The 20,754-nt window shown below is 44.2% G+C and carries 10 protein-coding genes; 1 reads left to right on the top strand and 9 read right to left on the bottom strand.

What is annotated here, in order from left to right; genetic code table 11:
• Window positions 1-44: 44 nt before the first annotated feature.
• From NDI35_RS01115 to glpX, 3 genes are all read right to left on the bottom strand, one after another.
• Complete coding sequence (locus NDI35_RS01115) at window positions 45-3,068, bottom strand: UPF0182 family protein (RefSeq protein WP_445311121.1); 3,024 nt, start codon at window positions 3,066-3,068, stop codon at window positions 45-47.
• Window positions 3,069-3,365: 297 nt separating this feature from the next.
• Window positions 3,366-4,658: a glutamyl-tRNA reductase gene (locus NDI35_RS01110; protein ID WP_333074356.1), complete on the bottom strand. Its 1,293-nt coding sequence runs from the start codon at window positions 4,656-4,658 to the stop codon at window positions 3,366-3,368.
• Window positions 4,659-4,803: 145 nt separating this feature from the next.
• Window positions 4,804-5,841 carry a class II fructose-bisphosphatase gene (gene glpX, locus NDI35_RS01105; protein ID WP_333065996.1) on the bottom strand — a complete coding sequence of 346 codons (1,038 nt, stop codon included), beginning with the start codon at window positions 5,839-5,841 and terminating at the stop codon, window positions 4,804-4,806.
• A gap of 494 nt (window positions 5,842-6,335) precedes the next feature.
• On the opposite strand from glpX, the gene NDI35_RS01100 reads away from it, so the two are divergent.
• On the top strand, window positions 6,336-6,953 hold the full coding sequence (locus NDI35_RS01100; protein ID WP_445311120.1) for a CP12 domain-containing protein: 618 nt from the start codon (window positions 6,336-6,338) through the stop codon (window positions 6,951-6,953).
• Between the two features lie 219 nt (window positions 6,954-7,172).
• On the opposite strand, the gene NDI35_RS01095 is transcribed toward NDI35_RS01100, so the two are convergent.
• The 6 genes from NDI35_RS01095 to NDI35_RS01070 form a co-directional block, all read right to left on the bottom strand.
• Entirely contained in the window at window positions 7,173-7,559 is a 387-nt protein-coding gene (locus NDI35_RS01095; protein WP_445311119.1) for a VOC family protein, read from the bottom strand.
• Between the two features lie 150 nt (window positions 7,560-7,709).
• The gene (locus NDI35_RS01090; protein ID WP_445311118.1) at window positions 7,710-8,381 is read right to left on the bottom strand and encodes an SOS response-associated peptidase; all 672 of its coding nucleotides are present in this window, start codon (window positions 8,379-8,381) and stop codon (window positions 7,710-7,712) included.
• A 106-nt stretch (window positions 8,382-8,487) separates the two neighbouring features.
• Window positions 8,488-9,432, bottom strand: a complete 945-nt coding sequence (gene uvsE / locus NDI35_RS01085; RefSeq protein ID WP_445311117.1) for a UV DNA damage repair endonuclease UvsE — start codon at window positions 9,430-9,432, stop codon at window positions 8,488-8,490.
• Window positions 9,433-9,665: 233 nt separating this feature from the next.
• Window positions 9,666-9,872, bottom strand: a complete 207-nt coding sequence (locus NDI35_RS01080) for a hypothetical protein (RefSeq protein ID WP_172190898.1) — start codon at window positions 9,870-9,872, stop codon at window positions 9,666-9,668.
• A gap of 118 nt (window positions 9,873-9,990) precedes the next feature.
• Window positions 9,991-17,352 (bottom strand): sigma-70 family RNA polymerase sigma factor, encoded by a 7,362-nt coding sequence (locus NDI35_RS01075; protein WP_445311228.1) that lies wholly within the window; start codon window positions 17,350-17,352, stop codon window positions 9,991-9,993.
• Window positions 17,349-20,660: a helicase-related protein gene (locus NDI35_RS01070; RefSeq protein WP_445311116.1), complete on the bottom strand. Its 3,312-nt coding sequence runs from the start codon at window positions 20,658-20,660 to the stop codon at window positions 17,349-17,351. Before NDI35_RS01070 ends, NDI35_RS01075 begins: the two co-directional genes overlap by 4 nt.
• Between the last annotated feature and the right edge of the window lie 94 nt (window positions 20,661-20,754).

Here is a 20,754-nt window from a genome sequence, read left to right as displayed (position 1 = left end):
AGTCAACAGTCAACAATTCCGGAGGAGTGCAACCGGAATTGATATCATTCACTATTTAAAGCTGGTGCTGTTCCTTCTACAGGTCGAATAATTGCGGGTTTATTGGTAGATGTTGCCTGAAAAAGTGCCTTGAGTGCCAAGTCTAGAGTTTCTGCCATGACGATGCGGTTTTCGTAGACAGCAATAACTCGGATTAAAGTTGGCAAACTATTGCGTTCGGCTTCTAAGTAAAGAGGTTCGACATACAGTAAAGATTGTTCAATGGGAATTACTAATAAGTTTCCTTGAATAGCTTTTGAACCCTGGCGATTCCAGAGAGATATTTGTTCGGAAATAACCGGATCTTGGTTAATTAAAGCTTCTATTTGTTCCGGGCCGTAAACTAATCGCTGTTTGGGAAACAGATACAACAGCAATTTTCCGTAATTGCCACCATCCGATCGCCCTGCAATCCAAGCAATTAAATTGTTTCGGCTTACTGGTGTAAATGGGAGCAGCAAAATAAATTCTTCTGCTGTTTCCGTTGGCAGTTTCGTAATCAAATAATACGGGTCTACGGGCTGCTGTTCGCTGCCATAAATTTCACGGGGAACTCGCCACAAATCCTCCCGATTGTAAAATACTTGCGGGTCTTCCATATGATAAGCTAGCAAGCGTTCGGATTGAATGCTCAACAAATCTACTGGATATCTGATATGTGTGCGGAGAGCCGGAGGCATTTTGTCAAGGGGTTTGAAGAGTCCGGGAAAGATAGCAATCCAACTGTTAATAATGGGATCGGAGGGATAGGCAACGTAGAAGTCAACAGACCCGTTGTAGGCATCAATCACTACTTTGACGGAGTTGCGGATGTAGTTAAACTCATGATTTCCCGGGTCAGAATACGGATAGCCAGGGCTCGCTGTGTAGGCATCGATAATCCAGTAAAGATAGTTGGGAGATTTATCAGTAGCCGAGGGTGAAGGTTTAATCTCGTTGCCATTTTCATCTTTTTCTTTTTCTATATCGTTATTGGTAAGATTGGCGTTTGCTGCTACTAAATACGGGTCGGAATCGTAGCGTAAAAAAGGAGCGATCGCCCGGACTCTTTTATTAATATTACGGCGGTACAGCAATTTAGTTTCTGGGGTAAAATTGCGGGTAAGCGCCATTTGCCAATTTTTGAGATAATTAGCAAACAGCCAGCGCCGCCACATAGAACCGATCGCAATTCCGCCCCTACCGCTGTAAGTATTGTAAACATTTTCTTCGCCGCTGGGATAGTCAAATTCTTTGACTTTTGTGGGCGTCATCACGTCTGTATCGGTGATTTCCCCGTAGTAAATTCGCGGGTAGCCGATCGGAATACTGACCCGAATTCGATCGCTAGTGACTTCCAAAGCAGTCTCTCCTTTCTGGGCTGCCACTCCAATATCTTTGACAAAATAATCGGGTAAACCGCCGACACCGACTCTGTTTACGGGAGAAAGAGTAAAGCCGTAACCGTGAGTGTAAACTAAATGTTCGTTCACCCAAGTTTGAGCCTCGGGGGCAACTGCTGTGTAATCTAATTCCCGCGCTGCCAGAAACACTTGTTGGCTTTCCGAATCTCCCTTTTGTGCTTTTTCATTTTTGATTGTGTAGCGATCGATATCGGCATCAGGAAATGTATAATATGGTCTGATTTGCTGTAACTGTCGGGTGGTTTGCAGCAGCGGTCGCTTGTCCCACAGGCGGATGTTGCTAATAGTAAGTTGATTTTTTTCTAAGTCGGCATAAGTAAGTTTTCCGGCGGGATCGAATGTTTTTATTTCGATTGTGTTGAGGTCAAAGGCTTCTTTAGTAAAGGCAATACTGCGCTGAATGTACGGCTGTTCTCGTGCTAGTTCGTTGGGTTGAACTATGAGTTGCTGCACAATTTGTGGCAGCAGCCAACCTCCCACAAAAGTTAAAGTCACCCATGCTAAAAGAATTTTTTTTATGAGTTCATTTTTAATTTTGAATTGGTAAACCTGCCACAGCATCAAAAGTGCGATCGCCCCCGCCAAAATACTCAAAAATCCATAGGAGGGCAGCCGCACCGTCACGTCAGCATAATTTGCGCCGTAAGTAACGTCTCCCCGCGAATAAAGCAATGAGTAGCGCCCCAACCAGTAGCGGAATGCAACGGCTAGCATGGAAGCTGCACCCAAGCCGTACAAGTGCCGCTGCTGCGATCGAGAAAACCCCAAAAAGCTCCCTTGACTCAGGCTATTTCCTGATAGCAAATATGTTAAAGCACAAGATACTAAACTGTACACAAATACAACTGTCAGCCCAAATCCTAGCAAATCTAAGATTGGCAAAATAAATACATAAAAGCTAATATTTTGATTGAAAAGAGGGTCTGTTGTGTTAAAATTAATAGGGTGAAAATATTGCAAAACATTTGCCCAGCGAGTGGCGGCAATAAGCCCGATCGCCAAACTGAGAAAAAGGGCGATCGCCCGCAGCCAAAAATTAGGCTTAATTACCACAGCTAACATTGTCGCCAGCAGCAAGCCCAACTGCCACCAGTGAGAAAATAACTGCACCCCTATTTGCTGGATGGACTCTATTCCCAACTGCACGGGCGGTGGAGGTAAATTGTCAGCTATACCGAAATAGGTGAGGCTGTTTGCAGCTAACAGCCCGCAGTGAATTACTATAAAAGTTGCGATCGAACTCAATCCGAATACTGCTAACAGCAGCCAGGAAAAGGTAATTTGGGATTTAGCAACAGGTATTTCGTAATTGCTCCCGGTATTCTTCCCCGTTTTGTTCGCCCCCAGTGAAGCGAATAGCGCCCCCACAACCGGCGATTTTCTTTCCTCTGCGGGATGTTGCAGGCGGCGGGCTAAAGCCAGATTTCCGAGCAAAAAGACAGAAGAAACAGCAATTGCGATCGTCCCCAGCAACCCTTGAGTTTTCAGCTTTAAGAGAAAAACCTGAAGATATCCAACTTCCTGAAACCAGAGAATTTCTGCCGCCATGCGGGAGGCAAATTCAAAAACCAGCCACAGCCCTACAATACATAAAATTAATTGATAAGTTCGCCTTCTTAAAGTCATAACAATGAGCTAGAAGTAGGGACTCTGCATTGCCCATCTCTGTCAACTCAACCCGAAATATCACTCTTAGACGTAAGTCCTAGGCTAATAACTAAAGTCCTCGGTATGAAGAGTAATTAACTAATCAGTTCTTCAATCCTATGCAAGAGGACTTGAGCTTTCAGTCAGCGCTTAAAACCCTATCTGAATGAGAGTTTAATCCTAAGTTGACAGCAATGGACAAATGCCTAAGTCCCTACAAATATAACGTGCAATTAACGGAATGTGAATCAAAATTTGAATCGAAAAAAACTCCAGCTAGCTGTACTGCTGATTGACATCCACATCCAAATTAAACAGTGTTTGCAAAGTTTGCATCGCTTGCCGCCGCGCCTCAATATCCTGCTGAGCGCGTAACTGTACCATCGGATCGTGCAAAATCTTATTCACAATCCCCCTTGTTAAAGATTCAATCACATCTTGATGTTTCTCCGAAAATTCCGAACCAAGACGCGATAAAGCTTTTTCTAACTCTTGTTCCCGAATCAATTCTATCTTATCCCGCAAACAGCTAATAGTAGGAACTGTTTCCAGACTGCGCCACCAGAGATCGAAAGCCTCTACTTCCTGTTCCAGCAAGCCCTGAGCTTCCATTGCCATTTTGCGGCGGCTTTCGTGATTTTGAGCTACCACTGCTTTCAAGTCGTCCACATTAAACGATCGCACATTAGCGAGTTCGTTCGCATCCGAGTCAATGTTGCGTGGCACAGAAATATCCACCAACATCAAAGGGCGATTCGGGTCTAAAACCGATTCCAATTTAGCTTTATTTAACAGTGGCTCCGTAGCTGCCGTACTGGTAAAAACCAAGTCAGAACTGGCAATTATCTGCATCATTTCCGAGAGCTGATACAGGTGCAATTCAGCATCTTTAAACTGACCTGCCAACTCCAGGGCGCCACGCACAGAGCGGTTAACGATCGAAATATGGCTAGCTCCTTTTGAGAGCAAATGCTGCACCAACAGCCGCGACATTTTGCCAGCACCGATAATCGCAATTTTGCTGCTTGCTAAATGCTGACCCTTCATTTGAGCCAATTCTGCAGCCGCCGAACTGATAGAAACTGCACCGGTACCGATGCTAGTTTCCGTGCGAACTCGCTTCCCTGCTGTGAGAGCTTGCTTGAACAAGCGCTCTAAAATTCTGCCTACACCTTTGTACTGCTGGGCGAGTTTGTGAGTTTGTTTCACCTGAGCCAAAATTTGTCCTTCTCCGAGCACCAAACTGTCGAGGCCAGAAGCGACTCGCATCAAGTGCATCACGGCATCTTCGTGCAGCAAAATAAACAGGTGAGGGCGCAAAGACTGCAAAGGAACTTTACTGCATTCGGAAAGGAACTGAATAACCTCTCGCACACCAGGCTCTGACTCGCTGGTAACAATATAAATCTCTAAGCGGTTGCAAGTGCTGAGGATGGCAACCTCTTGAATGTGCGGGTAGCCGCGCAATTGGGCGATCGCCGCTTCAACTTTCTGTTCTGGAATGCTCAATTTTTCGCGAACTTCTACCGGCGCTGTTTTGTGGCTGAGACCTACGACTGCAATATTCATATCTGTGATTTGTCACTATTTCTTTCTTAGTTGTTAACAGTCACCTGTTATTAGTTCTTAGTTTATCGCTAATTGCTAATCACCGGTGACTGTTAACCGTTAACTGTTAATTGTTAACATTTAACTGTTAACCACTAACTAATCACTAATTCAATTGCAAAGATTTCGGCTGGTCAAACATATGGATTGTATCCACAAACCGAGCTGTTTTCGACTGAGAAGAAATTACCAAACTTTCAGTGCGAGCGCCGCCGCCAAAGAAGCGAACTCCATCCATCAGCGTTCCGGGAGTAATCCCGCAAGCTGCAAACAGAACTGTTTCTCCAGAGGCCAACTCTTCAGCATTGTAAATCTTGTCTGGGTCTGTGATGCCCATCTCTTTCAGGCGGGCGATATTGCTCTCTTTGCTTTCACCGATCAAACCAGTTTTTACAACTGCTGGGTCGTAAATTAACTGCCCTTGGAAGTGACCGCCCAAGCAGCGCATTGCTGCTGCGGAAATCACGCCTTCGGGTGCAGCGCCAATACCCATAAGTGCGTGGATGTTGGAACCAGAAAACGCGCAAGAAATCGCTGCCGAAACGTCGCCGTCGCTGATCAGCCGAACTCTTGCACCCGCTTGCCGAATTTCATTAATTAAATCTTTGTGTCGGGGGCGATCCATGACCACCACCACCAAATCTTCAATACTGCGGCCGAGACAATCAGAGATAATTTTGAGGTTTTGAGTCGGCGTTTTGCGAATATCTACATGATTCTTAGCAGCCGCAGGAGCAGCCAATTTGTTCATGTAGAAATCCGGTGCAGCAAACAAACCACCTTTTTCAGAGATTGCCAAAACTGCCATCGAACCGTTTTGACCGTAAGCGACCAGGTTAGTACCTTCGCAGGGGTCAACAGCGATGTCAATTTCGATCAATTCATCTATGTTGCAGACATCTTTGGCATCTTCGCGGGTACAAATACCTACTTGTTCACCAATGTAAAGCATGGGTGCGTCATCGCGTTCGCCTTCGCCGATCACGATGCGGCCGCGCATATGAATTTTGTTCATGCGCTCCCGCATGGCTTCTACAGCCACTCTGTCGGCTTCATCTTTCTCGCCTTTGCCCATCAAGCGAGCGGAGGCGATGGCTGCCTGCTCAACTACTTCGATGATCTCTAAACCGATTACATTGTCCACGAACTAGATCCTCCCAACTGCTGATGCGTGCCTTGTGCTCTTTTGCACTCCCAGCAATCAAGTTTATCAGAGGCGGGGATCTGTGCGAGCGCAAGCAGTTGCTTAGTTTGTGTTAACTTTTGCTTCTTTGATACTGGGGCCGGAAAATCTCAGTCCAACCAGCTCAAAGATCGATCGCCCCCATACTTCACTCTTGCTTGGAGGATCGCACGCTAGCCCTGTCTGAGCGCTAAATCGCGGACTCCAGAGGTTCCGGGGCAGCGAGGGGCTGTTTCAGGCAACTTGTCATCCCGAGTGCCGTTAAAGGTTTTATGATTAGTTTGCGATCGCACGATTTCTCAGAAACCTGGTTGCTAGACCGGATTTATCGTTACTAAACCCAATATTTTGGTATAAACCGGGTTTCTGAGGGTAAGTCCTAATGATGATCGCAAATCAAATGGACAGCCCCAAATCGGGACGCAGTAGACTTTATCAGCGGGAAACAATAAAAAATGATGATGAAAGCCCAAGATATTATGACCACAGATGTTGTTACCATTCGCGGTTCAGCAACGGTAGCTGAAGCGGTGGCGATGATGAACGATATGTGTTTGCGCGCGTTGATTGTGGAACGCCGCCACGAACAAGATGCCTACGGCATTGTGACAGAAACGGATATTGTCTATAAAGTAGCAGCCTACGGAGTAGACCCGAAAAAAGTCCGCGTCTTCGAGATTATGACCAAACCGTGCATCACGGTGAATCCTGACTTGGGCGTGGAATACGTGGCGAGGTTGTTCGCCAATACCCGCATCCGTCGGGCGCCGGTGATTAAGGACGAGCTAGTGGGCATTATTTCGGTCACGGATATCTTGACAAAAAGCGATTTTCTTGAGAAGCCGAAGAGTATTTTATTTGACGAAGAAATCGAACAGGCGATCGCGGATGCCAGAACTATCTGTGCCGAGAAAGGCGCTACCTCTAGAGAGTGCGCGGTAGCGTGGGATATTGTAGAGGAAATGCAGGCTGAGGCTTCTCACCAGCGATCGATGAAGCTTGAAAAAACGGCTTTTGACGAGTATTGCGAGGAAAATCCCGAGGCTGCTGAAGCGCGGATGTACGAGAGTTAATATCATTTCCGGTTACACCGGAATGATGTTGACTGTTGACTGTTGACTGTTGACAGTGACCTCGAATTTACTATTCCGATGCTAACGGATTTGAGATAATTTAGTTATTAGTCATTAGCCCTTAGTTATTAGTTATCAACTCTTATTTAGGGAGTGATAACTAATAGCTAACAATCGGAAATAGCTTTTTTTCGGCTCCCCTCACGAAAAATAAAAATCTTAAGTGTTTGGCCCTGTCATACAAAACACGTTCAGCTTATTGCCATCAAGATCCCGAAAATATCCCGCATAAAACCCCGGCAACGCGCCTCTTGGTCCTGCGGCTCCTTCATCCTTAGCCCCAAGTTCGATCGCTTTGTTATAAACTAAGTTGACTTTTTCTGGACTGTCAACTTGAAGAGCTATCATTACTCCATTGCCAACAGTTGCTCTGTTACCATCAAAGGGCTTTGTAATAGCAAGTGCTGGTCCATTGGGAGAAACACTCCATGCGATAAATTCGTCGAATTCCATGAATCGTTTAGCGCCAATTTCAGCAAGCAAAGCATCATAAAACTTTGCGGCATTTTCAATATCCTTGGTACCCAGTGTAACGTATCCAATCATATTTTTTGTCTTCTAACTGATGTTAAGATTTAAAAAATGTTTGAGCAAATAACAACTGAGTTAAACTGATCCTTAGAAAACCAAAGCTACAACTCAAACATCATTTTACATCATAACTCAAACTATCCCGGTTTTGTCGGCTGCAATGATTTATTGCGGCTCACTAATACATTCGGGACTGTCTCTACTGGGACTGTTGACGATCACACTTACGGCCTTTGCTTTCATGGCTTCCGAAGCATAGGGCTTTAACAGGGGCAAAACTTCCTGAGCATTTTTAACAGAAGGATCGAGCCACTGTTCCCAATCGCTGTCGGGGAGTATCACCGGCATTCGATCGTGCATCGGCTCCACTGTTTCGTTAGCAGCGGTAGTAATTATACTGCAAGATACAATGTTTTCTTTTTCAGGAGATTCCCAATTTTCCCACAAACCGGCAAAAGCAAAGGGTTCGCCGTCTGCCTTTTGAAAATAGTAAGGCTGTTTGTTCTTTCCCTGCTGTTGCCATTCGTAGAAACCGTCAGCGACTATCAAACATCGCCTGTGCTTGATGGCGCTGCGAAAAGCAGGTTTTTCGGCTACAGTTTCCGATCGCGCATTGATCATCTTGCTGCCTATTTTGATGTCTTTTGCCCAACTGGGAATCAGACCCCAGCGCATAAATTGAAACTCTCGCTGCATTTTTTTTTGTTCAACTGTGACTGTGGCAACTGATTGAGTTGGGGCGATATTGTATCGCGGTTTGATGTCGGGAACTCCCGACAGTTTGAAGAATTCGGCGATGATTTCACCTGAAGTAGTTAAAGTGTATCGTCCACACATAATTTATAGTTGGTATTAACAAAAAGGTAGATTGCGATTTACCGTTGGGCGGGGCGGGTTTTCGAGATTATTGGTGTTAGGCAAATATGGTTTGTAAAACCCGCCCCTACGACACATTGCTAAATTGTGGAACATTCGCAGACAACCATTCGGCGCGCAACTTTTCAATAGCTAATTCTTTAAATTTAGCTTCTACTTCAATCCAAGGAGCTTGATAATAGCAATTAGGCATTTGTGTAATTAAATCGCTGTGGCGCGGATCGGCAAAAAATTCTCTGCCATTGGATATGTGCACTAATTGCCATTCAGGAACAGACCAAGTTGTGCGGGCTGCTGCGAGCATTTCGGCAACGCTGGGATCGTCGTAAGTTTCTAAATGTTCGTGAATGACGTGGTGGTGGGCGTCAAAAACCATTGGTACGCCGGTATCGAGACAAACTTCTAAAATTTCCGAGGAACTGTAAGCGTATTCGTCATTTTCAAAGGTTAAGCGCGATCGAATGGATTCTGGCAAGTCGCGGATGACTGATTTGAGCTGCGAAGTGCGATCGCTCTTGCCGCCGTGAATGTTCATCAGTGCCTGGGGCGATCGGGGCTGTCCCAACATATCTAAAATTAAAGCATGAGTCGCGAGAATTTTAATGCTGTTTTCAACCACAGAAAGCTTGTCGGAACTGAGGACGACAAATTGATCCGGGTGGAGTACCAAGCGGATGCCCAAAGACAAAGCGCGATCGCCGGTATTCCGCAATTCCTCAGTCATGGAGTGTAGCACTGCTTCCCCCAAATCTGTATCTGCAAAAGGGAACAGTGCAGAAGTCATGCGGTAGAGCTTAATCTGATTAACGGAACAGAAGTCGATCGCTTTGTCAAGCCGCTTTAAGTTATCTGTATAAAGCTCGCGCAATACAGTTTCTTGTTCAGTTTCCGAAAGCTGTAACAGCCGTTTCCGCGTGACAGTGCGAAAGCGAACTTCATTGGATGTTGTAATGCAGACTAATCCTAATTCCGGCAATTTGTCTTTTTGAAATAGTTGGTTAATCTCGCTCATTTCTCAATAATTCCTAACTTGAATTTTATGTTAAATAGTTTTGTAGTAAGGACTTTATTCCTTTGTTCTGAAGCTGTGAGGTACTACTGAACATGCCCAAATAGTCCGCCGGAGATTCAAATCCCTGGCGGACTATGGAAGTGCAAGATGTAATTAGTACAAACCGGATTTTTATCAAACATCTAATCAACCGCGTCGCAGATAGCATATCGATGACAATTTAATCGATATAACTATTGCTGTTCTTCGCCAGACTCAGCCTCTTCGTCGGGCCGCGCGGTAGCAACAGGATTTTCCATTGCTTCGTTATGGAACGGATAACCCGATGTTTCTTGATTTAGCGGGTCAGCGGGTTGGTCGTCAGGGGATGTAATTTGACCGTTAGTGTTGGTATTGGGTTTTGTGGAAGAGCCTTTATGGCTGGCGTGACCGCTACTCATCTTTTTTTCCTCAATTAGGTTTATGGAACAATTTCTAGCTTAGACTTAGCTGCTGCGGGCGATCGCCTATCTTAAGTCAGATATCTGCTTAAGTACATTGCACAGCAGAAAGTTTGTATTACTCTGCCATAGATTCGAGCAGACGACCAACTACAGGGTCAATTTGCCAGTAATCCTTACCGTCTTGCTTCTGATTTCCTAAATGCGAGACAAGACTGAGGAGCTCCGCCCATCTGAGAGTCTGCTTGACAATTTCAGGCGATACATCATCAAGAACCTCAACTAATTCCTCAACCGCTGCTGCTTCTCCCCATTGGCCTAAAGTTCTCATCACCAGTTTTCTTTGATGTTCGCAACCGTCAAACCCCATTGAATTAATTAATTGGTCAGAGTTATTAAATTGATTCTTCAGTTCCGCCAAGGAATCTTGCCAGCGATGCGGATTAGATTGAGAAAATTGATAGAATTTTTGCAACAGGTTTGACCAATTCCCTGTAACTTCCGTAATCTTCTTTCTAACTTCTAGTCCGCTGGGCAACTTAGCATCTTCCAACCAATGTCGCAGCGCCGCATCGTGCCAAGGTTTGAGACTGAAAAATCTCACTTCTTTAAAGTAATCAAAGCCTCTGGAACTATAATTAACTAACTGCCAAACTTTCTGAGGGTCGGCGACGAAAGCAAGCTGGATAAACGAGTCTTCCTTCTTCAATCTTTTGATTTTCTTAATTGCCTCATCAACCCAATCCTTACTCCAAGGGGTGGTGGGTGATACAACAACGAGCGTCGTGGTATCTTTCTTGCGACGGTTACTAATTTCTGTCAAACGCTGGCTGAAATCCGATCGCTCTGAGAGATTTTCTAAATAGTGAATTTTGCAATCCTTCTTACTAAATGCTGCTTCCATAAAAACTCTCAAATCGTCAATTCCTGCGGCTTGGCAGCCAAATATAATAGAGACACCGTACTCCCGGCGCAGCAGCTCTGATTCCTGTTGAACAGTTAAAGGACTGCGCCGGGAATCAGCTTTATTTTTGGCAAGAGGAGACCGAAAAGTAGCAGGTTCGTATTCAGGTGGAGCTTCACGCGGTCTCAGAAGTTCTGCTTCAATTTCTGGCTGCGTCCCCATAAGCAAGGCTAAATTAGAACTTCTCAGAGTGAAGTAACCAGCATCGGTTTCTCGTAAAACTCCTAATCCGACCATTTCTTCTAGTAAAGCAAGAATTTCATCTTCCGATGACCTTCCTGCGAATCCCTCCGACCACCAATACAAGACTTGCTCGCGAATCCAAGATACAGAAAACCCATCCTCCATACCTGTTTCATTCTGCTGAGAACCATCAGCAATTGAGTAGGCAATTACTTCGTAGCGCTTATCGAGTCCTAGTGTCAACTTAAAGCGATCGCGAATATTTTTGCGAAGGTCTTGACTTTGATAAGCTTCTTCTACATGGCGAGAAGTAATCACGTAAGGCGGACTAATTTTAGGATCGAAAGTAGGGACATCTGGGTTAGTAATGTGCTTGAGTAACTGCTCGCAATAAAGTTGAATCAAGCTCGGATAATAGTTAGTCTGCCAAAGAATGCGCGGGATTAAATCAAGTGATTCAAAACGATAGCCAAGACTAGCCAGCGGACGTTCTACCAAAGCTGTTGCCGCACGCATTTCACCATTATTCAGCAGAGGCCCAATGCAGATCGGCCTGCCAAAGTGAGCCAGCGGATGATTTGCTTGTCTAGTGGTTCTCAGAACGTTGTGCAATCCGGCAAAGACTACCTTAAAACGTCGGTCAGTTTCCATCATTAATTTTCTGAGTTCATCGCAGCGGAGGAAATCCTCCTTACCATCGGCTTCAAGGAAATTATCTGCCTCATCCAACAACAGCAAAAAGCGCCGCTGCTTGTCCAATTCCAGCCAATTTTTAATCCGCAGCAAGCTGCTTTCGCGAACGGAGTTGCGCCGATTGGTATCAGGAATTTTCAATTTATCCAATTCTCCGTTTAGTAAATCCCAAATCTTATCTAAAGCTTGGTTGCGTCCAATTTCTTTAATATCCAAAAATAGGGCGTTCCTTCCCGCGTCGGTTCCATGAAAAGTCCGGTGTACATACTTAAGCAAAACGGTTTTACCTAACTGCCGACCTCCATAAATCAAACAAGAACCAAGAGGATCGATTATGGATTCCCGTTCTCGTACTCGCCCGTAAAACATCTCAGGCGGAACCTCTCCTGCTGCGGTTTTATAAGGTTCTAAGAAAGTAAAGGGTAAGGTACAATCAAACAATACAGGTAAGCGTGTTTTTTGTTCTCCGCAAAGGTAGAGCATCAGCACATCATCTATCACAATAAAAGTGCTCCGACGCTGCTGACACAAATCAGCTAAATCTCGGCGTTTCTTTTCAGTCATTCGCCCAAAATGAAAGACGAATATCGGCCCTCCAAGAGCAGTTTCTCCAACGGCATTGAGGAGATCCTGTTCGTTCGGTCTATCCCATACACAAAGAATGCGGTAATGGCCCTTCGCGGCTGAACCATAGGCAGACACAGGACAGCGATTTTGGTCAAATATCGGCTCAGCATTAACGTCAATCCAGGTATTTTGTCCTGATTTTTTAAATGTAAGAGATGTTATGTTAAAACCGAGGTTGCTGAGAATTTGGCGAGCATCTTTCTCTGTGATTTCTTGCTTCCTTCCCTTGGCTGCAAACCAAGCGTCTAGCATATCAGCGGCTTTTTTGGCTTGAGTTCCTTGCGGTATCTGGATTTTTGCGATACTTTTCCCTTTGGAAATATTGGGAATTAGGTCTTGCTTTTTTTGTCGATCGCGATCGCACTCCTCAAGCACTTTTTCGATCGCAGCATACTTATGCTCGAAGAAGTCTTTAAAAGCATCTCTCTTTTCCTCTGGTTCAGGAAGCGATCGCCGCTCTTGCAGCATAGATATATATTCCTTAGCCGTCAGGATATCGCCTTGTTCCAATACACTGCAAATTCTGGTACGATCGGCATCTGCTAGACCTGTTTGCTGAAGACTCTCTAATTCCTCGGATACTCGATCGATCTGTTCCTGGCGCTTGGCGCTAATTCCTTGACCGATCGCCCGAAGCAGCTCAATTTTTTCGGAAAACCGCCTGGTTGTTACCAGAGCATTTTTAATGCTTTCAATCTGTGCTGCATAAGCACTTCTATCTGTTTCTCTTAGTAAACCAAAAGCTACGGCACTTTCGAGCTGTTTGCTAGTAGTCTCGACCTGCTCCTGCAAAATTCCTTGACACTCTTCAATCCGATTATTTCGTAAGTCCTTTAGCTGAGCGATGTCTATTTTTGGTTCGGGGTAGAGTTCGAGGTATTCGATGATTTGTGCCGTAGCCTCGTGATTTCCCACAGCTTTTGAACTACAGAGATAACTGTGCAGATCGAATGCTTGTTGCCAATCCCAAATATCATTTTTGACTAACTCCAAAATTCCATCTATACCCGCTTCTGAATTAGCGATATCCAGTTCCCAGAAATCGTTAATAGGGATAGACGGCATTCTTAACAGATCCCCGTGCAGGATATGTTTTAGGTAAGGTTCTGCGGTTGGAAATTCGGTATCTGGATCGAAGATATTGCCGATGTCTTCCACAGCTTTTCGGCAACAGGCAATACCAGCTAAAATAAACACTGGAGGTTTTGTTTCTTCAAAGGTATCCAATTCTTTGAGAACAGTATTTTGAAGCTTCTCAATATCTTCTTTTAACTGTTTGGCTTCTTTCTGAAGATAATTGTCTCTGCGATCTAAGCGCGATTCCTGAATCTCAATCCACTTTCGTACCAAATCAACAGGTTCACGAACGCGATCGCGAAACTGAATCACGGCTTTCCCCATCATGGCGTCACTGCGACTGCGGCGAATTTTACGATCGGTCTTCTCAACTTCAGAGTCTATCTGGGATTCGTCAGACAATCGATTGACTTTCTGCTTGAGTGCTGAAAGTTTACTCAAATCGCTTTCAAGTACAGGAAATACTAAAGAGTGAATCAGTTCGTCAGGCTTCAACCAATCCTGCCACACCTTCTTCGCCGGCGGGTAAATCATATCTTTTTTCTGTGCTTGAGACCACCAAGTTTCGATTTTTTGATGCAGATCGTCTAAAGATTTTTGTATGTCAGCCTGGTCTTGAGCTTTCTTGATGGCTGTGATATCCAGCGCCCGCTGCCGATCGCCGTGTTTGGCGATAATTTGGCAATAATCGTACAGTTTTGCAAGTCCAGCTTTACCGAAGTGAAGTTGCTGGAGAAGGTGCTTCGCACCAGTATTCGGCGCTAGTAAAGACGGTCGCATTGCTGCTGCAGCCAAGAGCAAGCTTGCAGCTTGATTCCATTCACTTTTGTCGGGTAATGAATAGCTGGCGGTGTAACTGGTGAAGTCATCTTTAAGCAGATTTGCAAGTTTTCCATATCCTACGTCATAGCGCAGGTTTTGTCCTAGCAATACTGCTCGAATTAACTGCGGTGGCAGGTGCGGTTCAAAGTTGGAGTATTGTTTTTCAAAGCAGCGAGCTAAATGAAATGCAAGGCTGAGTTTTTGTTCAAAAATCAGTCGCCAAACTAAGTCGCGCAAAACTGCTGGGCGTTGTGGGTCGGGGTCGTCCAAGATGGATTGAGCGATTTGTTGAGCGGTATCATTGGGCGAGAAGCTGTAGAGAGACTGTTTTTCTTCTCTTTTTTTATTCCCCGGCTTGTCAACTTCTTTTCCTTGCTTATTTTCCGAATTTTGATGATTTATCTGAGTTGCGGTAGGCGCTTCTGTTGGTGGAATATCGGGGATATTTTCAGTGGTTGGCTGCGCGATCGCCTCCTCTATCAAGACCGCGTTCAACTCTGCTAATGGTGGTTGTTCTAGAATAGGAACCGTTTCAGGTTCCGGCTCATCAACTAAGAAAGTTTTCTCTAACTTATTGTTAGTAGAAACAGCAGGCAAATCTGGTATTCCTTCGGTCTGGATCGTCAATTCTCGTCTGACTGCTGCCATCGCCAAAGGAATTCCAAATGATGCAGCTACGGCATTCTGTAAGGAAAATAAACGCTCGTAATCTGCTGCGTCCAATTCTGCAATTAGTGTTAGCAGTTTGCAGAATGGATGATTGCCCTCAGCCAAGAGTTGGGTGTCGGGATGCAAGTCAGACTCCTGCGATTCGGAGATGGCGCGTTGAAGTTCGCGGGCTTTTTCCTGACATTCCAATAATGACTGAAAATTGCTCTCTACTCGATGGGCGATCGCTAAAATTCGTTCCAGAACCCTCAAAGCAGAGTCGCGGACAAGAGCGATCGCACTTTTTTGCTTCTCGGCAAAATCAACACGCTCAAGTACAGACTTGATATCTGCCAAAGAACCAATTTCCTCAGTTGTAAGCATTGGCGATACTGCCAAATATTCAGCCATTTCTAGCACCTTGTCGCGAAGCTGAATAAACTTTTTATGGGACTCATCAAGTTCTTGAATCAGCTTTTGAGATATAGGTATACCAGGGTTTAGCAATCTTCGACTCGCCTCTGACAGCCGTTTCTCTAATTGGGAAAAAACATCTTCTAGTGCGGTAAGTTGTTTGAGTAAGTCGGCTGAATTTTGTTTCATCGGTTTAATCGCTTCATTCAAGTCATTTTCGTCCCGTTCGGCAATGTGGAAATTATGCTCGTTCAAATTTGCATAAGTGAGATTGTTTTCATTTTCATCGGCACTCGACAGGTAAGTCTGAGCCAACTTTGTTTGTTCTCTATTTGATTCTTCTATGAAATTGTGAAAAGAAATTAATGGTTCGGTCATATTAGCTGTATCAACTATTTTATCACGAACAGGCTCCTGTAAGAAAGTGTCGCAATGGCTGCGAGACAAGTTTTCTGAGATGTTGAACTGTCTGGGCTGCATCGGTTGGGCGATCGGTTTTTTTGTCTCAATTTGATAAATTGGTGTAGGGCGAATATAATCTTTTAAAATACTGTTGCGGTTGGGATGGCGCAATCTTAGTAAAGCCTTAGCCTCAATTTGCCGAATCCGTTCGCGGGTAACATCAAATATATTACCGATTTCCTGTAGAGTTTTTTCCCGGCCATCATCCAATCCGAATCGCATCCGAATAACGTCACGTTGTCGAGGGCCCAGAGTATCTAGAACGCTTTCTAAATCTTCGCAAAACAATTTTTTATATACTTTTTCTTCTGGTGTTTCTCCATCGAATTTAATCAACTCTCCCAATGTATAGTCTTCATCATCACCCATTTTAGTATCTAAGGAAATGATAGATTTAGCCGATTTAATAACAAAGCGCAATTTTGCAATTGTCATCTTCATTTTAGTAGCGATTTCTTCTTCCGTAGGCTTGTGGCCGATTTCTTGAGAAAGCTGTTTGGTAGTTTTCTTAATCTTCGAGATAGTTTCATAAACGTGAACTGGCAGGCGGATAGTCCGCGATAGATCGGCAATCGCCCGCGTAATTTCCTGACGAATCCACCAATATGCGTAGGTGGAAAACCTGTAGCCCTTCGTGCAATCAAACTTTTCTACAGCCCTGATTAAACCCAGATTTCCCTCCTGAATCAAGTCTAAGAAATCCACCCCTCGATTTTGATATTTTTTAGCGATAGAGACTACCAGCCGCAAGTTAGACTCTATCATTTTGTCTTTCGCTTTTCGGCTGCCCTCTAATTCTAACTCAGCAATTTTACGAGCTAGTTCAATCTCTTCCTCAGCCTCGATCATGGGAATTCGACCGATTTCTTGCAGGTAAGCGCGAAGTGAATCTGACGGTATACGGTCTTCTTTAAATTTGATGCTGTCAGGAATGGTTTTATGCCAAGCTTCGTGAAATTCGTCAAAGTTACTAAAGCCGTGATTTTTATGCAACTGTGCCAAGAAAATCTCGAAGAGCATTCTTAAATGAGAGTTGGTCGGACTGGCGAATGGGATATCTTTAATATGTTTGACTTTTCCTAATACATCTTCACATTCATTGCGTTTGTGTTGGCGGCGGTTGATAATGGATAAAGTCAGAGTTTCTCCATGCTGAAAAAGAACGATCGCCGGCATCCGTAAAATTTTATTAATCTCGCGGACAATCCCGTCAAGTTGTTCGATAGTGTACGCACTCCTCCGCAGTGCGATCGCGAAAAACAAGTAGGAAGTAAAAAAGGCACTCTCACCGCTGCTAGTATCAAATTCGACAAACTGGTCATTATCTGCAATTTCTGTCCCGGTAAATTGGAAGAGGAAATCAACCGACAGCCATTCCTCTAAGAAAGCTTTTTGGGAGTTGAGCTTGTGATCTATGTCAAATTCTGCAATAAAATTATCCGAACTATTAGGATAAAACGGAATAGTTTTCTCACTTCGGTAGCCAAGAGTAAAGAACAAATTACGGGCGTTATCCGCTAGTTTTCCCTTGGCAAAACTACTTAAAGCTTGATTAATAGAGGCTTTGGCTTGTTGTTCGCTGACGCTCATTTAATCACCAGCCAGGTAATCAGTTCAAAATCCGTTGTTGCTTTAACCTGATGCGCTTGTTCAACCAACACAGCACTGCGACTAGACAGCAGGTTGCCGATGAGCCGCTTGTTGTAAATACCTGCAATTGAATCAACCGCGCGCTTCAGCAAATCGTTATACAAACTCATATCAGATCCGTTATTAGTTTGTCTATCGAACAAGTTGCACAACTCTTCATAGGGAACAGTACACCCCGCGCACAGCAACTGATATATTTCAAGTATTTGTTTGGGTTGAGCAAAAGTTAATCGCACTTCCTTATTTTCTCGAACGTAAACTAAAAAGTATGGTTGCAGCGGGTTGACGGTTTTATTATCAAGACAATCGCCTTTCTGTTTGAGACAAAAAATTACGCATGGAGCAATTATCGGGTACTCCGAGTTAGTTGGAACTACTGCATAGAGTCCTAAAGGGGCATCTTGGAGTAGTTTGCGGTTGCTCTCAATGTATTTGGCTAGTTCCATTCGGAAATCATCGAGAGTGAATTCCGTTAGGGCTACAGTCTCCGTGAAATCTTCGAGATCCAGCACCTCATCTTTCAATCGCAGCAACTGCTTGTCGCGGTATTTCAAATCACTCTCAATCAGTTCTTGAATCTCCTTTGCCTCCAGCAGGTTATCTTCAAATGTACCAGCCATGTCTGCTAAAGCCATCCGTGCTTCTACTCGATTTTTCAGATTGATGTATTGATCCAAGTCCTCTGTCGGCCAAAAATTAATTAATTGTACGGTATGGTTGGGGCTGCCAATGCGATCGCACCTACCGAACCGCTGGATAATTCGGACTGGGTTCCAGTGTATGTCGTAGTTAATCAGATAATCACAATCTTGTAAATTTTGCCCTTCAGAAATACAATCTGTGGCAATTAATAAATCAATCTCGCCGTCTTGCTGCATAGATGGAATTTGGGCGCGTTTCTTGGCGAAAGGCGAAAAATTTGTCAAGATGTGATTGAACTCGTTTTTGCCAAAGGTAGTCTTATTTGCCACCGATCCCCCAGTCACCAAAGCTAAGTTAATTTTCAATTCTACTTTTGCCCATTCCCGCAATCCTTCGTAGAGATAGACTGCCGTATCTGCAAAGGCAGTAAAGACTAAAACCTTGCGATTTGGTTTGCCATGCTTGTTAGTCGTAGGATGCTTGACTTTCTCGGCGATCAGTGCTTTTAAATCAGCCAGCTTGGCATCGCGTTCAACAGAAATGCTTTGGGCAGAATTGTAAATTTTTTTAAGCTGTTCCTTGTCGCGTTTCAGGTCTTTTAACCAGGTTTCGACATCGAGGTGCGCCATTTGAAATATCAGCTTCTGACCTACTTGCATGGCATCTTGCAACTCTTCATCGTCCAAGTCTTCAATCATCCAATCGCTGAAAGTTACTGTCGGGTTAGCGTCGCGAGATTGCTGCAATTGCTGAAAAATTTTAATTTTTGTCTCTAGAGCTTCAGTTTTGTTAATCGTGCGCTCCATTGTCAGCGCAAAGGAATGGATGGAGCTTTCTAAGCGTTTAAGGAAATTGACTTTCATCATACCGATCAAACAGCGTTCGCGATCGCTCTGTTTGAAATTTCGCACTCCTTTATTTTCATACACCGAACGGTATGGCGACAGGACATATTTTGAAGGGTTGAATAGCGAGAGTTGATATTTAGAAATTTCGCTGTTAAGCTGTTCGTAGGACATGAACTCACCCTTTAGATCCATCTCAGGAAATACGGAGATGGGTTTGAGCCGTTCGGGAAAGCCGCCTAATTGGGCGATCGCATCTTTGTAGTATTTTTGAATGTGCTTGCGCGATCGGGCGATCGTCAATTCGTCAAGCAGTTTGAAAAAAGCAGAACTAAGTTCTTCCAGCAGTTCGCTAGTTTTGCGTTCCCGACTTTTCTTTGCCCACTTGGTAAATTTCCCCTGAGCATCAGCTAGTGTATCGCGCAGACTGGCAATTCCCAGCGATTCCCCAAACGCAGCGTCGCCACCTTCTGTGATAAAATAAAGTTGATTCCGCAAATCCTTTAAATCATTGTTAACCGGAGTTGCTGATAAGAGTAGCACCTTAGTTTTGACACCGCTCTTGATAATGTCATCCATCAGCCTTTCGTAACGGCTCTTTCTAATTAGATTGCCAAATTCGTCCCGTTTGCTCTTGATGTTGTTGCGGAAATTGTGGGATTCGTCAATAACTACCAAGTCATAGTTGCCCCAATTAATCGTTTCTAAATTAATGTCCCCAGACCAACCGGAATCGCGACTCAGGTCAGTGTGAGATAGGACTGTATAGCTAAAGCGGTCTTTAATAAAAGGATTGATATCGCTATTGTTCTGTGCTTGATATACAGTCCAATTATCGCGGAGTTTTTTGGGACACAGAACTAAAACTTTTTCATTCCGCCGTTCAAAATATTGAATAACCGCTAGAGCTTCAAATGTTTTCCCTAAACCAACGCTGTCAGCAATAATACACCCGTTATATCGTCGGATTTTATTGATGGCTGCCTTAACTCCGTCTTTTTGAAATTCAAATAGAGATTTCCAGATTTCTGTATCAAATAAGTGTAGCTGTTCGCTGAGAATATCGCTTTTTTCTAGGTCATCTAGAAAAGTCTCGAAGATATGAAACAGAGTTTTGTAGTAGATAAACTCAGGAGTATTATTCTGGTAAAGTTGCTCTAGGTACAGCAGCACATCTTGTTTGACATCTTCGATGAGTTCGGCATCATTCCAGAGTTCATCAAACCAGGCTTTAAGGTCGCGGGTATCGCGTTTACTATCTACTTCTAAATTGAGTTCAATATTGTTATATTTCGTACCTAATCCCAGTCCCCGCACGGTAAAATTAGAACTGCCCATAATAGCATTTTCGCTTCCGTTATGAGCAATGTGATACATTTTGCCGTGCAGTAAATTAGATTGCTTTACCGACCGTATCTGTACTTTTTTTTCAATCCATTCTGCACATTCTTTCGCAACCCGCTTTTGCTGCAACCGATTCTGTAGCTGCAAGCCCTCATCCTCAATTTGGAAAGCCTTTTTATCAGTTTTACTGGGGTCAAGGGACTTGATGAAGCGCGGTTCGCCAAAGAGAAATTTCAAGCTTTTAATACTTAAAAGTTGTTCCTTCAAAGCATCAAAAGCATAAATTGTAAAGTAAGCAGAAACAATTGACAAGGTTGAGTTTTCCTCAACCTTGGCTTTCAAAAAATCGCCAACAGTGCCACGGTGGCGGTTGTCTCTAATTGCCGACTTTGGGAGAGAAGCATCATGCTGTGACATAGCCTACCTTTATGCGGTTGTTGCACTAGGGTATATTCTACATCTTCCACCATTCTCAAGAACAGGCAAGATGCCTGTTCCACAAAACATACCG

The sequence above is a fragment of the Microcoleus vaginatus FACHB-2002 genome (assembly GCF_040004035.1).
Lineage (GTDB): Bacteria > Cyanobacteriota > Cyanobacteriia > Cyanobacteriales > Microcoleaceae > Microcoleus > Microcoleus vaginatus_C.
The sequence above is the reverse complement of the archived record's forward strand: the minus strand, read 5'-3'. Positions and strand labels throughout refer to the sequence as shown.

Coding starts and splice junctions, on each gene's coding strand:
- NDI35_RS01095 (WP_445311119.1), bottom strand. CDS start 7,559: ATGATTGGATACGTTACACTGGGTACCAAGGATATTGAAAATGCCGCA.
- uvsE (WP_445311117.1), bottom strand. CDS start 9,432: ATGAGCGAGATTAACCAACTATTTCAAAAAGACAAATTGCCGGAATTA.
- NDI35_RS01100 (WP_445311120.1), top strand. CDS start 6,336: ATGATGATGAAAGCCCAAGATATTATGACCACAGATGTTGTTACCATT.
- NDI35_RS01080 (WP_172190898.1), bottom strand. CDS start 9,872: ATGAGTAGCGGTCACGCCAGCCATAAAGGCTCTTCCACAAAACCCAAT.
- NDI35_RS01090 (WP_445311118.1), bottom strand. CDS start 8,381: ATGTGTGGACGATACACTTTAACTACTTCAGGTGAAATCATCGCCGAA.
- NDI35_RS01070 (WP_445311116.1), bottom strand. CDS start 20,660: ATGTCACAGCATGATGCTTCTCTCCCAAAGTCGGCAATTAGAGACAAC.
- NDI35_RS01075 (WP_445311228.1), bottom strand. CDS start 17,352: ATGAGCGTCAGCGAACAACAAGCCAAAGCCTCTATTAATCAAGCTTTA.
- NDI35_RS01115 (WP_445311121.1), bottom strand. CDS start 3,068: ATGACTTTAAGAAGGCGAACTTATCAATTAATTTTATGTATTGTAGGG.
- NDI35_RS01110 (WP_333074356.1), bottom strand. CDS start 4,658: ATGAATATTGCAGTCGTAGGTCTCAGCCACAAAACAGCGCCGGTAGAA.